A 14,941-nucleotide genomic window follows, 5' to 3' on the forward strand; every position below is an offset into this window, starting at 1 on the left:
TCGATGGTTGTGCTCAATCAACGCCCAAGCTTCGACCGGACCATGCCGACCAGGGCGTTCAGTTCCTCGATGCGCATTTTGCGTGCAGCCACGTAGAACACGGCCAGAAGTGCGGCGGCACCGACGATCAGAGCGGCCAGCGACCCGAGGACACCGGTGCCCAGCGCCTGCATGATCCCGTACACCGCGGCGCCCGAGATAATCGTGGCCGGGATGCTGGCGCCCGCCAGCCGTGCATAGGTCCGCACGACATGAGCGGTGTCGAGATCACCGTCCATACGCTTGCTCAGCCGGCGCCAGGCCACACCCACGCCGATGATGTACGCCAGGCCGTAGGAGGCCGCCATGCCGACCACGGCCCAGCGGGCGGGCAGGACCAGGAAGCACAGGCCGGAGGCCGCGGCGTTGACGGCCGCGACGATCACCGTGTTGTAGAAGGGCGTGCGGGTGTCCTCGTACGCATAGAAGGCGCGCAGGACGACGTACTGCACCGAGAACGGGATCAGCCCCACACCGAAGGCCATCAGCATGTAGCCCATCGGGACGCCGGCGCCGGACGAGCCGTAGACCAGCGTGCACAGCGGAATGCCGAGGGAGAGGAAGCCGAACGAGATCGGCACGATCGCGACGGCGGAGGTGCGCAGGCCCTGCGACATGTCGTCCCGGACGGCGCCGGTGTCACCGTCGTGTGCGGACCGTGCCAGCCGCGGCAGCAGCGCCGCCATGACGGAGACGGTGATGATCGCCTGCGGCATGTTCCAGATCAGCTGTGCGCTGGCGTACGAGATGAAGCCGGTGCCCGGGTGCCCCTGGTCGTTGGCGGTGTTGCCGGCCCAGGTGGAGAGCTGGGTGACGACGAGGACGCCCGCCTGGTTGGCGAGCACGAACAGCACGGTCCACTTGGCGAGCTTGGCGGCCTTGCCCAGGCCGTGGCCGCGCCAGTCGAAGCGCAGCCGGAGCTTGAATTCGGCGTCGCGCAGGTAAGGGATCATCGCCAGGGCCTGGACGACGAGCCCGAGGAGGGTGCCGATCCCCAGGAGCCGGATGCCCTCGTCGGGGATGGTGGTGACGCCGATGTGCGAGGTCTTCGCCGTGCCGTAGACCCAGATGAACAGGCCGAAGGTCGCGATCATGACGATGTTGTTGAGGACGGGGGTCCACATCATCGCGCCGAAGCGGCCGCGGGCGTTGAGGATCTGTCCCATGACGACGTGCAGACCCATGAAGAAGATCGTGGGTACGCAGTAGCGGGTGAACGCGACGGCGACTTCGTTGGCCGCCGGGTCACGGGAGATGTCGAAGGAAACCAGTTTCACCAGCAGCGGCGCCGCCACGACCGCCAGGACCGTGAGCACGCCGAGTACCACGATGACCAGCGTCAGCAACCGGTTCGCGTAGGCCTCGCCGCCGTCCTCGTCCTCCTTCATCGCGCGCACCAGCTGCGGGACGAAGACGGAGTTGAGACCGCCGCCGATGGTCAGGATGAAGATCATCGTCGGGAGCTGGTAGGCGACCTGCCAGGAGTCACCGAGCACCGCACCGCCGAGGGCCGCGACGATCAGTGCCGAGCGGACGAAGCCGGTGAGACGCGACACCATCGTGCCGGCGGCCATCACCGCGCTGGACTTGAACAGGCCGGAGGCACGGCCGCCGGAGGGCTTGCCGGCCGCCGCCACGGGTGCCGGCTCCGGTGCGGTCTGCTGCGGCACGGCTTCCGGTCCGGGCGCCGCGGGCGCCGAGGGGCCGGCCGTCGCGGGAGCGGAGTGCTGGGGCTCGTAGGACTGCTGGTCCCGGAAGAGATGGGCGAAGGCGTCGGGCTCCGGACGCCCGTCGGCGGCCTGGGTGATCAGGTCGTCCACACCCACGAACTGCGTCGTCGCCGCGGCATCGCCGTACGGCAGATTCCGGGTCGGGCCCTGCGGCTCGGGTGCCGGGGGCGTGGCCCACAGCTGCGGGTCGGGCGGGTGGCTGCCCGCGGCAGGCTGCTGGTAGAGCGGATGCGTGGGCTGCCCGGGCGGCGGCGGGGGGTGTGCGGCGCGGTCGTAAAGCGCCTCGGTCACCGGATCCTGGGCCGTCGGGTCCTGGGCGCGGTGCGGGTCGTTGCGGTAGGCGTCCTGGACATAGGGGTCCTGGGCGTACGGGTCCTGCTCCGCGGGCGGCGGGGGCGTCGGAGGCACCGGTCCCGTGGAGTCGCCGTTGGCGCCCCGGCCCCGGTCACCGTCGTACGGCGCATTCATCGCTGCCCCACCTCATCCGTCGCCGGCCATCCGGCCCCGCCATCTATCAACGGTCCACCTTCTCACCTGAGCCGGACGGGTCGGAGCTTTCCGATCCGGTGTCCGGCGTGGGGTCACTCGGCTGCTCCGGCTCGTCGCCATCGGTGCCGCCGTTGTCGTCGTCCGTGCCGGCGCCGTCATCGGGCTCGTCACCGTCGGACCCGTCCTCGGTCCGCCGGGCGGCCGCCCGCTTGCGCTGGAGGTAGATCCGCACACCGGCGAGGACGAGCAGCAGCACGCCGCCCGCGATGACGAGCATCACCGTTGCGGTGATCTCCGTGACGTTCACCTGGAACATCATCGGCTCACCGTAGGGCTTCCCGTCCGCCGTGTAGAGCTGGGCGGTCACCCATGCCCGGCCATTGGCGTTCGCCGTGGTGTCGAACTTGAACGACTGGCTGTGCCCGCCGTCCACCGTGATCTGCTGCGACTTCCCCGCGTCCAGACGGTTGGGCTGGGACGAGGACAGCTTCAGCGTCATGTCCTTGACGCCTTGGACCAGGTTGTTCTGCACCGTCACCGGAATCGTGGCGCTGCGCCCGGAGAGCGTGGCCCCCGACTTCTGGATCAGGTGGACCTTCTTGGTCAGACCGTCGAGGTAGCTGCGTACGGAGTGCCGGTACGTGGTGGCGCCGGTGGCATCGCCCCGCCACTCCGTCGACATCTCCCGCATCATCGCGTTGCCGAACGGGGTCACCACGCGCTCCGGCTGCGCCAGGATCACCTGGAACTCGTCCAGGGCGGACTGGGTGCCCTGGACCTGCCGGAAGGCGTTGACGGGGAGCTCCTGCCGACGCAGCGAGGACGGGTAGGCGGCGCCACTCGGCACATGGCGGGTTGCCGCGCGGTCCGGCTTGGCCTTGGCCGCGCCGCCGAGGTTCAGCGACTGGGTCCAGCTGCCGGACTCGTCCAGGCTCCGCAGTGCGCCGGCCATGGCGTGGGCCTGGCTGACCGACGGCATGCGCTGCGGCGCGACGACGATGCTGCGCTGCCGGCCCGGGTCCTCAAGGCTGATCATCTGGGTCTGTGCGAGGAAGTCCTGGACCGCGTGGGCGGAGTTTCCGGCCTTCGACATGTCGCCCTCGAAGGCCCGTGAGAGCTGCGCGTCCGCCACGACGGCGGTATTGCCGCCGCCGATGGGGCGGGCCGCCGTCGGGGTGTAGGACAGCCTGTCGGCGTCCCGCAGGCTGTCGCTGCGAGTGATCACGTTGTGCGCGCCGGCCGAGGTCGCGACATCCACGATGGACGAGTCGATCGCGCCGTCGACGGGCCAGGCGAAGTCCGTGCGCGGCTTGACGCCGAGGATCGTGTCCACGGTCTTGTCGGCAAGGTCGGTGGCCGGGCCGAGGTGACTGAGCGCGCTGGGCACGCTCTTGCCGTGGTGAGCGAGCGAGGCCAGATCGGGATCGGCAAAGGGCAGCGCGACGACCTGGTGCGACTTGACCGCTTCTTCGAGGTCGTGCAGCCACTGCTTGGCGACCGCCTGGTTCTTGCCCATGGGGCCGTCCGGGCCGTTCACCCGGTACGACTTGGTCATGGCGTCGACGGTCGCGAGGAGGTCGGGATCGATGACGAAGGTCACCGGGAGGTTCTTGCCGAGCGCGACCATCTGCTGCAGCCGGCCCCCGGGTGCGAGCTCGGCAGCGAGGTCGTCGTTGCGGAAGACCGGCGTCTGCTGGGCATCGGCGTCGGTCTCGGCGGTGAGGTGGGTGCGGGAGATCAGCGGCCACATGTAGGTGAGCTGCGTCTTCTTCCCGATTCCGCCTGTCTGCCAGGGCAGGAACGTCCGGTCGAAGCCGAGGACCTGCCCTGAGGGTGCGGACGGGGAGCGCCCTGACAGAGAGATGCCGAGCTGGTACACACCGTTATCGCCGAGGTTGAGGTCCTTGGCCGGCACGCTGAGGCTGAAGGAACGGCTGGCGCCGGGTTCCAGCTTGCCGATCTTCTCGGTGTGCCCCTTGATCTCCTCACCGTCCGTGCCCGGCAGATAGCCGGTTCGGCGGGAAGCGCTCTCGATGGAGCTACGGCCGCCGAGCGCGGATCCACGGTGCATTCCGACATGCGCATCCGTGATCGTGCTGCGGCCGTCATTGGTCAGCGTGCCGGAGACGGTGACCGTGTCGCTCTTGGAGGGAGCGGACGGGGACATCGAGTCGATGGTGACGTCGACCGTGCGGGAGCCGGTCGGGGCCGCCTGGGCGGAGGAAGCGTGCGGAATCTGGAGCAGCCCCACGAGAAGGAGCATCCCAGTGAGCAGTGTCACGGTCCTTCGCAGCCATCGACCACGCGGCCGTTCAGTCCGCTGGAACCCTGCCGCCTCGGCCACGCGCTCGCCCGTCCCTCGTCGTCGTCAGTGGTCGTTCGGAATGTGCGTCCACGAATGGTAACGAGGCGCGCAGCGACGGCGTGCCAGGGACTGCTCCACATGATCTCGATGCAGAGGCCGTGTGCCCAGCCGGTTCCCTTGATCGGGGCCCAGCCTGTCCCCTTTATTACGTGACGCTTTGCACTGCGCGGCCACGTACCCTGTTTTGTTGTGCCGAACGCCAACAATGACCTCCCCGCCCCGACCGCCGAGCGGACCCCGCTGTCGACGAACGCGCTGAACCATGTGCAGCGGCGCGCTGTGAGCGAGCTGCTGAGGGTGTCCCCCGTCGCGGATGATCTGGCCCGCCGCTTCCAGGAGGCCGGGTTCACACTTGCCCTGGTCGGCGGCTCGGTCCGGGATGCGCTGCTGGGCCGGCTCGGCAATGACCTCGACTTCACCACCGATGCCCGCCCTGAGGACGTTCTGAAGATCGTCCGGCCGTGGGCGGACGCGGTCTGGGAGGTCGGCATCGCCTTCGGGACGGTCGGCTGCAAGAAGGAATCGTTCGACATCGAGGTCACCACCTACCGGTCCGAGGCGTACGACCGCACCTCCCGCAAGCCCGAGGTGTCGTACGGCGACTCCATCGAGCAAGACCTGGTGCGTCGGGACTTCACGGTGAACGCCATGGCGGTGCTGCTGCCGCAGAAGGAGTTCGTCGATCCGCACGACGGTCTGGAGGACCTGGCCGCGCGTGTGCTGCGCACGCCGGGGACGCCCGAGGAGTCCTTCTCCGATGACCCGCTGCGGATGATGCGCGCGGCCCGCTTCGCCGCTCAGCTGGACTTCGCGGTGGCCCCGGAGGTCGTCGCCGCGATGAAGGCGATGTCGGACCGCATCGAGATCGTCTCCGCGGAGCGCGTACGGGACGAGCTGAACAAGCTGATCCTGTCGGCACACCCCCGCGAGGGCTTGCGACTGCTCGTCGAGACGGGCCTGGCCGACCAGGTCTTGCCCGAGCTGCCCGCGCTGCGGCTGGAAAGTGACGAGCATCACCGTCACAAGGACGTCTACGAGCACTCGCTGACGGTCCTGGAGCAGGCGATCGACCTCGAGGAGGACGGCCCCGATCTTGTGCTGCGGCTGGCGGCCCTCCTGCACGACATCGGCAAGCCCAGGACACGGCGCTTCGAAAAGGACGGTCGGGTCTCCTTCCACCACCACGAGGTGGTGGGCGCGAAGATGACCAAGAAGCGGATGACCGCCCTGAAGTACTCCAACGACATGGTCAAGGACGTCTCGCGTCTGGTGGAGCTGCATCTGCGGTTCCACGGTTACGGGACGGGCGAGTGGACGGACTCCGCCGTCCGGCGGTATGTACGCGACGCCGGTCCGCAGCTGAAGCGGCTCCACAAGCTGACCCGGTCGGACTGCACCACTCGCAACAAGCGCAAGGCCGGTGCCCTGTCGCGCGCCTACGACGGGCTTGAGGAGCGCATTGCCCGGCTGCAGGAGCAGGAAGAGCTGGAGGCGATCCGCCCGGACCTGGACGGCAACGACATCATGCAGATTCTGGGCATCCGTCCGGGGCCCGAGGTCGGCAAGGCCTACAAGCAGATGCTGGAGCTCCGGCTGGAGCGCGGGCCGATGGAGCGGGACGAGGCGATCGCCGCTCTGAAGGAGTGGTGGGCCACCCAGGGCTGACGTTTCACGTGAAACGGGGCCGCGAACCTTATGTTTCACGTGAAACATGGGGCGGTGTTTCACGTGAAACACCGCCCCATGACGCATCCCAGGTGCTTGCCGTGCGCTACTTCGCCGAGGTCAGGCAGAGCACCATGTGAGTGTCGGATCCCCTGCGTCGGTGCACGTTCTTGGTGTAAGCGGACTGATTTGCCGGGCACACGGACGGGTCCGAGGTGTCATCGTGAACCGCGGTCACCTTGTACTGGGCCTCCGAGGTGCCGCAATCCACCACCGAAAGGCCATCGTCGAGCGAACTGCTGGACTTCTTCACGCAGTCGCCGACCTCGGCGCTGCTCGCGTCGTCCATGCTGCTGATCCAGGCGACTGCGAGGAAGACCAGACCGAGGACGGCTCCGATGCCCCTCAGGATCGACTTGGGGGAACGGCGCTTGGCGGGTTGCGGCGGTGGTACGGGTGCACCGCCTTGCATGAAGGGTTGCTGGGGCGGCGCGGGGTATCCAGGCTGAGGCTGTCCGTACGGAGCCTGTGGCTGCTGGGGGTAGGCGTATCCGCCCTGGGGCTGGCCGTAGGGGGCCTGGGGTGCCGACGGTGCCTGCGGATACGGGTTCTGTCCGTAGGGCTGTTGCCCGTACGGCTGTGCGTACGGTGCCTGGCCGTATGGCTGCTGGCTCTGAGGCGGCGTCGTCATGGATCTCCCCCGATATTGATGTGTACAGGCTGCTGTAGGACGTCCGTAAGGTATCCGGTCCGGAGGTCTCGCCGCAGAGCCCTGATCATCTCGGGGTGACGGATGTGTGCTCAGCTGCGCACGAAGCGGGCCAACGCCGCGGTGACCACCGCGTAGAGGACGGTCACCACGCCGAGCAGTGCGATGGAGCGTCCGTCCGGCGGCAGCATGAGGGCGGCGACCGCGGCGGCGCCGACGAAGGCGGCATTGAAGAGAACGTCGTAAATGGCGAAGATCCGGCCGCGGAAGCCGTCGTCGACCGTCGACTGGACGATGGTGTCGGTGGCGATCTTGGTCCCTTGGGTGCCGAGGCCGAGCAGGAACGCGGCGGCCAGCATCGGACCCGGCAGGAAGAACAGCCCGAGAGACGGCAGCAGCACGGCGCCCATGGCGGCACAGCAGGCGATCCAGCCGAACGCGGTGAGCCGCGCGACGGCCCAGGGCGTGATCACAGCGGCCGCGAAGAAGCCTGCCCCTGACACCCCGACCGTGATCCCGAGCAGGGCCAAGCCCTCCGCTTCGGTGCGGGACCAGGAGTACCGGCACAGCATCAGCACCGTGACCGTCAGGGCTCCGTAACAGAAGCGGATCAGGGTCATCGCGGTCAGCGCCCGTGCCGGAGCGCGCCGCTCGGCGAGATGGCGCAGCCCGTCCGCAAGTCCCCGCAGGGTGCTCAACAGGGCCTCGCGCAGGTGAGGCTGGAGGCGTGCGGCATCGGGGCCGAGCAATTGCGGTGCCATGCGCAGGGCGGTGAGAGCCGAGCAGAGGTAGAGGGAGGCGGCGAGCAGCACGACATACGCGTCCACATCCGAGCCGGCCAGCCGGAGGGCGAACGCGAGCCCGCCGCCGGCGGTGGCGGCGAGCGTTCCGGCCGTGGGGGCCAGGGAGTTGGCCATGAGCAGCTGCTCTTCACCGTCGACCACTCGCGGGAGCGCGGCCGAGAGCCCCGCCAGGACGAAGCGGTTGACGGCGGTCACGAACAGGGCCGAGGCGTAGAAGAGCCAGTCGGGGGCTTGTGACGCGATCAGCGCCGCCGTTGCCATCGCCAGCACCGTGCGCAGCAGATTGCCGTACAGCAGGACCTGACGCCGCCGCCAGCGGTCGAGCAGTACCCCGGTGAACGGCCCGAGGAGGGAGTAGGGGAGCAGCAGGATCGCCATGGCGGAGGCGATGGCGGCGGGGGAGGTCTGTTTCTCGGGCGAGAAGACGACGAAGGCGGCGAGCGCGACCTGGAACACCCCGTCGGCCGCCTGGGAAAGGAGCCGTGCGGCAAGGAGCGAACGGAAGTCGCGTAGCCGGAGTAATACGCGGAGGTCGCGCACAGCATGCATGAGGCACAGCCTCACACAGCCCGCAGGCCCCCGGGTGGAATACCCGGGGGCCTGCACAGGCGAGGTGCCTCGGGCGTCTCAGCGCTCGACTTCGCCGTTGATGAACTTCTCGACGTTCTCCCGCGCCTCGTCGTCGAAGTACTGCACCGGCGGGGACTTCATGAAGTACGAGGAAGCGGAGAGGATCGGGCCGCCGACGCCCCGGTCCTTGGCGATCTTGGCGGCGCGCAGGGCGTCGATGATGACACCCGCGGAGTTCGGGGAGTCCCAGACCTCGAGCTTGTACTCCAGGTTCAGCGGGACATCACCGAAGGCGCGGCCCTCGAGGCGGACGTAGGCCCACTTGCGGTCGTCCAGCCAGGCCACGTAGTCCGAGGGGCCGATGTGGACGTTGTCCTCGCCCAGTTCACGGTCCCGGATCTGGGAGGTGACGGCCTGGGTCTTGGAGATCTTCTTGGACTCCAGGCGCTCGCGCTCGAGCATGTTCTTGAAGTCCATGTTGCCGCCGACGTTCAGCTGCATCGTGCGGTCCAGGATGACGCCCCGGTCCTCGAAGAGCTTGGCCATCACGCGGTGCGTGATCGTGGCGCCCACCTGCGACTTGATGTCGTCACCGACGATCGGGACACCGGCCTCGGTGAACTTGTCCGCCCACTCCTTGGTGCCGGCGATGAAGACCGGGAGGGCGTTGACGAACGCGACCTTGGCGTCGAGGGCGCACTGGGCGTAGTACTTCGCGGCGTCCTCGGAGCCAACCGGGAGGTAGCAGACCAGTACGTCGACCTGCTTGTCCTTGAGGACCTGGACGACGTCGACCGGGGCCTCGGTGGACTCCTCGATGGTCTGGCGGTAGTACTTGCCCAGGCCGTCGTGGGTGTGGCCGCGCTGGACCGTCACGTCCGCGTTGGGCACGTCGCAGATCTTGATGGTGTTGTTCTCGCTGGCGCCGATGGCATCCGCGAGGTCGAGCCCGACCTTCTTGGCATCGACGTCAAAGGCCGCCACGAACTCGATGTCACGCACGTGGTAGTCGCCGAACTGCACGTGCATGAGGCCGGGCACGCGGCTCTTCGGGTCGGCGTCCTTGTAGTACTCGACGCCCTGTACCAGCGAGGCGGCGCAGTTGCCCACGCCGACGATGGCTACGCGAACCGAACCCATTCCGGTTGCTCCCTGTGTTCTCGATGAGGACCTGCACAGCAGAGCCTCATGTGGTGGTGTCATCGGACGGATCCGGCCGGGAAGCACCCCGGTGCCGGGGCAGGCCGCCCGTATCGCCTGACTGGTTCTTCCGGTCCTGTGCTGCGGGACCTGGTGCGCGCTGGTCACGTCCGGCGCGCTCACTCTCGATGAGCTCGTTCAGCCAGCGGACTTCGCGCTCCACGGATTCCATGCCGTGCCGCTGCAACTCGAGGGTGTAGTCGTCCAGCCGCTCGCGAGACCTGGCCAGGGAGGTGCGCATCTTCTCGAGGCGCTCCTCCAGCCGGCTACGGCGGCCTTCCAGCACCCGCATCCTTACGTCCCGAGATGTCTGGCCGAAGAATGCGAAGCGGACGCCGAAGTGCTCGTCCTCCCATGCGTCTGGTCCGGAGTGGGCGAGCAGCTCCTCGAAGTGTTCTTTGCCCGCTGGGGTCAATCGGTAGACGATCTTGGCCCGGCGCCCTGTCAACGCCGCGGCCGGAACGCCCTCCGCAGCGCCCTCCGTCTCCTCGATGAGCCAGCCGCTCGCGACCAGCGCCTTGAGGCAGGGGTAGAGGGTGCCGTAGCTGAACGCGCGGAAGACCCCGAGCGAGGTGTTGAGCCGTTTCCGCAGCTCATAGCCGTGCATCGGGGACTCGCGGAGCAGGCCGAGGACGGCGAACTCAAGGATGCCGGAACGTCTGCTCATCCTCCGCCTCCCAGGTCCTGTGCGTTCTTTATGTCGTGCTGATGTATCGACCCGATACATCCAGACGATAGAGCGGTCCCCCGGGCTGAACAAGCGGGGGGACGGTGAACGGCATCACATCACCGAATCGTTCTCATCAACCTGACTGATTTGGAGTGAATTTCAACACTGGGCAGGTTTTGGCCGTGCGTAGTCTGTGCGGCATGCAGACTGCCGGGAACCGTGGGCCGATATCTGGCGTCCCCATCCTCGGTGTAGTGCGGCTCGCGCCTCAGGAGCGAGCTGTGCATCGGGGGGACCTGAAGACAATTGCCGCCTTCAGGCGACGAGATAGCGCGCCTGCCCGAGGAGTATTCGTTCCATGAGCGAGCACCGTCGCAAACCGCCACAGCCGCAGAGTGGCGGACGTGCCGCGGCCCGACGCGCCGCACAGCAGCCACCGGGGCGCCGTGCCGCCTCTCCGCGTGGCTCCGCTGCCGATCCTGCCTCCCACTCCGCGCCGACCGGTCATGAGCCGGGGCAAGGAGGGCGCGCCGAAGCCCGCAGAGCTGCCCAGCGCGGCGGCCGCCGGCGGGCGACTGATACCTCCGTGGCGGCCGCCGGTGGCGGCGCCGCGGGCCGCGGCGGCGGAGGCCGGCGCGGTGGCGGGGGAGATGGCCCCGATGGAGGCCGCGGACGCGGTAGTGGGAAGCCTGCGAAGAAGCGTCTGATCGACTACCCGCGTGCCAACCGTGTCGGGTGGCGGCGCTTCGTTCCCTCCTGGAAACAGGTCGCCACCCTGTGCGTCGGTTTCATAGGGCTGATCGTGGGTGCCTCCGGCGTCGCGCTGGCTCTGGTGCAGGTTCCTGACGAGAGCCTGGCAGCGAAGTCGCAGAACAATGTCTACCTCTGGGCCAATGGCAAGGTCATGGCGCGCGACGGTGAGACGAACCGGCAGAACGTCAACATCACCGAGATCCCGTCGTCGATGCAGAATGCGGCGATCGCCGCGGAGAACGCCTCGTTCCGGACGGACTCGGGCGTCGACCCGATGGGCATCGCGCGTGCGGTGTTCAACATGGCCAAGGGTGGCGAGACCCAGGGCGGCTCGACCATTACCCAGCAGTACGTGAAGAACGCGATGCTGAGTCAGCAGCAGACGCTTGACCGCAAGTTCAAGGAACTGTTCATTGCGATCAAGGTCGGCTGGTCGAAGAACAAGAACGAGATCCTTCAGGGGTACCTGAACACCAGCTACTACGGTCGCGGGGCCTACGGAATCCAGGCAGCGGCTCAGGCGTACTACGGAGTGGACGCCGCCAAGCTCAACGCGAACCAGAGCGCCTTCCTGGCCACCGTGCTCAAGGGTGCGGACCTGTATGACCCCGCGGGCGGCACCAGCCCGGGAGCCACGCGGGCAGCAAACACCGCGCGTGCCAAGGCCCGGTGGTCCTGGATCCTCGACCGCGAGGTCGAGAACCACCTCCTGTCGAAGACGCAGCGGGACAAGTACCGCGGTCATTTCCCCACGCCACACCTGCCGAAGCCGGTGGCCAGCAAGAGCGGCCAGATCGGCTACATGATGGACACCGCGAAGAAGTACGTGCTGAAGCACGCGGGTCTCAGCGAGGCCCAGTTCGACAAGGGTGGCTACACGATCCGGACGACCTTCGACGCGAAGAAGACCAATGCGCTCGAGAGTGCGGTCAAGAAGGTCAACAAGCGCTATATCGATCCCAAGAAGCGCGCCAAGGACAAATATGTCCAGTTCGGCGGGGCCTCCGTGGTGCCGGGAGACGGCAAGATCGTCGCCCTGTATGGCGGTGAGGGCTACGACAAGGGGCACTTCAGCAACAACGCCGACACCTTCGGCGTGCCGGTCGGCTCGACCTGGAAGCCGTTCGTGCTCGCCGCGGGGATGAAGTACGGAACGGCCAGGAGTAATGGTCCGATCTCACCGGACAGCCGTTACAACGGCGATGACCACCTGAAGGTGAAAAACGCCGACGGCAGCTTCGTGACGAAGCGGGACAACTCGCCCTTCTATCAGGAGAACGAGAGCAACCATCCCTGGGGTTACATCCCCTTGACCAAGGCGATGGAGCAGTCCGTCAACACTCCCTTCGTACAGCTCGGCATGGACGTCGGGATGAAGAGGGTCCGGGACATGGCCCAGGCTGCGGGCATCGCACCGGCCAGCTTCGACAAGAATCTGAACCCGTCCTTTGCGCTGGGCACCTCCACTCCGAGCGCGATTCGTATGGCCGATGCCTACGCGACCTTCGCCCAGTCGGGGCAGAAGGTGGAGCCGTATTCGGTGACCAAGGTGACGTTCGAGGGTGAAGACCTGCCGGGCTTCGACAAGCCCAAGCAGGAGACGGCGATGAGTTCCAACATCGCCAACAACGTGACCAAGGTGCTGGAGAACGTCATCCAGAACGGCACGGGAAAGCTGGCCAAGCGGCTGAACATGCCGGCGGCGGGCAAGACCGGCACCACCGACGAGAACAAGTCGGCCTGGTTCGTCGGCTACACCAAGCAGCTTTCGACGGCCGTCTCCATGTTCCGTGAGGACGCGCAGAATCCGCGTCAGCTGTCCATGAACGGCGTCGGTGGCTTCGACTCGATCCACGGTGGTGCCCTGCCCACCGAGGTGTGGACCGAGTACATGTTGCAGGCGATGAAGGGCGTCACAGGCGAGCCGTTCCCGGCCGCCACGCCCATCGGGCGACGGGTGGACGAGGCCGGGATGCCCACTCCGACGCCGACGCCCACGCCGTCGGACACGCCCTCGCAGACTCCGTCGGGGACTCCCAGTGACTCCGCTTCGCCGTCGGACAGTCCCAGTCCGAGCCCGACGGATACCTGTTCTCCGTGGGACATCAACTGCAAGAACAGCGGCGGAGCCGGTAACGGCGGGGCCAACGGCGGAGGACCGGGCGGACCTGGTGGACCGGGCGGTGACACCGGAGGCACGAGTCCGACACCCGACCCGACGGACGCGAACGGTGGTGGAGGCCTCTTCGGCGGTCCCAGCGGCTGACCGACCGTTTCACGTGAAACGCTGTTTCACGTGAAACGTGGAGCCATAAAGCCCCCGCACGGCTCACGCCGGGCGGGGGCTTCGCCGTCTTCTGCACAGGGTCGTACGGCAGGATGGGGCCATGACGAGCGTGCGACGGGACGAGCCGGTACGGCCGACGAGGCGGGATGAGGTGGCGGCGGCCGGCAGCGAGCTGATCGGCGGACCGATCGGCCGGCGCGCACTGCTCGGGACCAGCCGGCTGACGCCGGTACGAGTCATCGCGCTCGTCGCCATCGGCATGTTCGCGCTGGGCATGGTGCAGAAGCTGCCCTGCTACAACGGGGGCTGGTTCTTCGGCGCCACCAGCCAGTACGTCCACGCCTGCTACTCCGATATTCCCCATCTCTATGCGGGGCGGGGCTTCGCGGACGGGCTGCTCCCGTATTTCGACCGGTTGCCCGGCGACATGGAGTACCTCGAGTACCCCGTGCTCACCGGCGCCTTCATGGAGATCGCCTCCTGGATGACCCCGCACAGCGGGGGTATCCAGTACCGCGAACAGCTCTACTGGCTGGTCAATGCCGGCATGTTGATGGTTTGCGCCGCTGTCGTCGCGGTGTGCGTGACCCGCACCCACCGGCAACGCCCCTGGGACGGCCTCCTGGTCGCCCTGGCGCCGGCTGCTGCCCTCACCGCGACCATCAACTGGGATCTGCTGGCGATCGCCCTGACCGCCGCAGGGATGCTGATGTGGTCACGCAGCCGCCCGCTCGCGGCCGGTGTCCTCATTGGGCTGGCCACCGCGGCGAAGCTGTATCCCGTGCTGTTGCTCGGTCCGCTGCTGGCGCTGTGCTGGCGTGCGGGAGCCTGGCGTGCGTACGGGCGGGCGGTGGCCGGCGCCGTCGCATCCTGGCTGGTGGTGAACCTGCCGGTGATGATCACGCATGATGGTGCGGGATTCCATATCCGGGAGGGCTGGGCAAAGTTCTACACGTTCAGCCAGCAGCGGCCCATCGACTTCGGTTCGCTCTGGCTCCTGATCTCGCAGCGGACCGGTAACCCCCTGGAGAACGCCAATACCTATGCCACGCTGCTGATGATCCTGGGCTGTGGCGCCATCGGCCTGCTGACCCTGTATGCGCCGCGCCGGCCACGCTTCGCACAGCTGGCGTTCCTTGTCGTCGCGCTGTTCATCCTCACCAACAAGGTCTACTCGCCGCAGTACGTCCTGTGGCTGACCCCGCTCGCCGTGCTGGCCCGGCCGCGCTGGCGGGACTTCCTGATCTGGCAGGCCTGCGAGGTCATGTACTTCCTGGGGATCTGGACGTACCTCGCCTACACAGGCAACGAAGACAAGCACCAAGGCCTGCCGCTCGAGGGCTACCAGCTGGCCATCGTGCTGCACCTCCTGGGAACCCTCTACCTGTGTGCCGTGGTCGTCCGGGACATTCTGCTGCCGGAGCGCGATGTGGTCCGCAGGGACGGGGACGACGATCCGTCGGGCGGCGTCCTGGACCGCAGCCCCGATGTGTTCGTGCTCGGCCGGGCCCACCACCGTCCCCGGCACGCGGTGCAGTTCGAGGGAGCTCCACAGGTGAGCTGGGGCGCCGTACGGGAGTAAGGCCGCACCGGGCCGTCCATGCACCGGGCCCGGTGCCGCAGAGAAGGTCTGCGGCACCGGGCCCTTGGCGTGTGTTGCG

9 protein-coding genes are annotated in these 14,941 nt (G+C 67.7%); 3 read left to right on the top strand and 6 right to left on the bottom strand.

The features are described 5' to 3' along the window. Nucleotides 1-17: 17 nt before the first annotated feature. Both murJ and CFW40_RS17915 read right to left on the bottom strand, forming a co-directional pair. On the bottom strand, nt 18-2,237 hold the full coding sequence (gene murJ / locus CFW40_RS17910; RefSeq protein ID WP_088798849.1) for a murein biosynthesis integral membrane protein MurJ: 2,220 nt from the start codon (nt 2,235-2,237) through the stop codon (nt 18-20). A gap of 46 nt (nt 2,238-2,283) precedes the next feature. Further along, a complete protein-coding gene (locus CFW40_RS17915; RefSeq protein ID WP_256331770.1) occupies nt 2,284-4,521 on the bottom strand; it encodes a DUF6049 family protein in 2,238 nt (745 codons plus the stop codon). Between the two features lie 291 nt (nt 4,522-4,812). Here CFW40_RS17915 and CFW40_RS17920 point away from each other — a divergent pair, with 291 nt between their 5' ends. Beyond that, complete coding sequence (locus CFW40_RS17920; RefSeq protein WP_088798851.1) at nt 4,813-6,288, top strand: CCA tRNA nucleotidyltransferase; 1,476 nt, start codon at nt 4,813-4,815, stop codon at nt 6,286-6,288. 106 nt (nt 6,289-6,394) lie between these two features. Here CFW40_RS17920 and CFW40_RS37135 read toward each other — a convergent pair whose 3' ends face one another. The 4 genes from CFW40_RS37135 to CFW40_RS17940 all read right to left on the bottom strand — a co-directional run bounded on the left by CFW40_RS37135 (nt 6,395) and on the right by CFW40_RS17940 (nt 10,237). After that, nucleotides 6,395-6,979, bottom strand: coding sequence for a hypothetical protein (locus CFW40_RS37135; RefSeq protein WP_176960232.1), 585 nt, complete (start codon nt 6,977-6,979; stop codon nt 6,395-6,397). A 110-nt stretch (nt 6,980-7,089) separates the two neighbouring features. Next, nucleotides 7,090-8,349 (bottom strand): MFS transporter, encoded by a 1,260-nt coding sequence (locus CFW40_RS17930; RefSeq protein WP_088798852.1) that lies wholly within the window; start codon nt 8,347-8,349, stop codon nt 7,090-7,092. 78 nt (nt 8,350-8,427) lie between these two features. Further along, nucleotides 8,428-9,510 carry an inositol-3-phosphate synthase gene (locus tag CFW40_RS17935; RefSeq protein ID WP_088798853.1) on the bottom strand — a complete coding sequence of 361 codons (1,083 nt, stop codon included), beginning with the start codon at nt 9,508-9,510 and terminating at the stop codon, nt 8,428-8,430. Between the two features lie 46 nt (nt 9,511-9,556). Next, nucleotides 9,557-10,237 (bottom strand): PadR family transcriptional regulator, encoded by a 681-nt coding sequence (locus CFW40_RS17940; protein ID WP_088798854.1) that lies wholly within the window; start codon nt 10,235-10,237, stop codon nt 9,557-9,559. A 361-nt stretch (nt 10,238-10,598) separates the two neighbouring features. Between CFW40_RS17940 and CFW40_RS17945 the strand changes: the two genes are divergently transcribed. Both CFW40_RS17945 and CFW40_RS17950 read left to right on the top strand, forming a co-directional pair. Continuing rightward, nucleotides 10,599-13,259 (top strand): transglycosylase domain-containing protein, encoded by a 2,661-nt coding sequence (locus CFW40_RS17945; protein ID WP_256331421.1) that lies wholly within the window; start codon nt 10,599-10,601, stop codon nt 13,257-13,259. A gap of 121 nt (nt 13,260-13,380) precedes the next feature. Next, nucleotides 13,381-14,862, top strand: coding sequence for a glycosyltransferase family 87 protein (locus tag CFW40_RS17950; RefSeq protein ID WP_088798855.1), 1,482 nt, complete (start codon nt 13,381-13,383; stop codon nt 14,860-14,862). Nucleotides 14,863-14,941 lie beyond the last annotated feature (79 nt).

This window comes from Streptomyces sp. 2114.4, from assembly GCF_900187385.1.
GTDB classification, from domain to species: Bacteria; Actinomycetota; Actinomycetes; order Streptomycetales; family Streptomycetaceae; genus Streptomyces; species Streptomyces mooreae.

Excerpts from the sequence above, each read along its gene's own strand:
- murJ (WP_088798849.1), bottom strand. The coding sequence starts at position 2,237 with ATGAATGCGCCGTACGACGGTGACCGGGGCCGGGGCGCCAACGGCGAC.
- CFW40_RS17915 (WP_256331770.1), bottom strand. The coding sequence starts at position 4,521 with ATGCTCCTTCTCGTGGGGCTGCTCCAGATTCCGCACGCTTCCTCCGCC.
- CFW40_RS37135 (WP_176960232.1), bottom strand. The coding sequence starts at position 6,979 with ATGACGACGCCGCCTCAGAGCCAGCAGCCATACGGCCAGGCACCGTAC.
- CFW40_RS17930 (WP_088798852.1), bottom strand. The coding sequence starts at position 8,349 with ATGCATGCTGTGCGCGACCTCCGCGTATTACTCCGGCTACGCGACTTC.
- CFW40_RS17935 (WP_088798853.1), bottom strand. The coding sequence starts at position 9,510 with ATGGGTTCGGTTCGCGTAGCCATCGTCGGCGTGGGCAACTGCGCCGCC.
- CFW40_RS17940 (WP_088798854.1), bottom strand. The coding sequence starts at position 10,237 with ATGAGCAGACGTTCCGGCATCCTTGAGTTCGCCGTCCTCGGCCTGCTC.
- CFW40_RS17945 (WP_256331421.1), top strand. The coding sequence starts at position 10,599 with ATGAGCGAGCACCGTCGCAAACCGCCACAGCCGCAGAGTGGCGGACGT.
- CFW40_RS17950 (WP_088798855.1), top strand. The coding sequence starts at position 13,381 with ATGACGAGCGTGCGACGGGACGAGCCGGTACGGCCGACGAGGCGGGAT.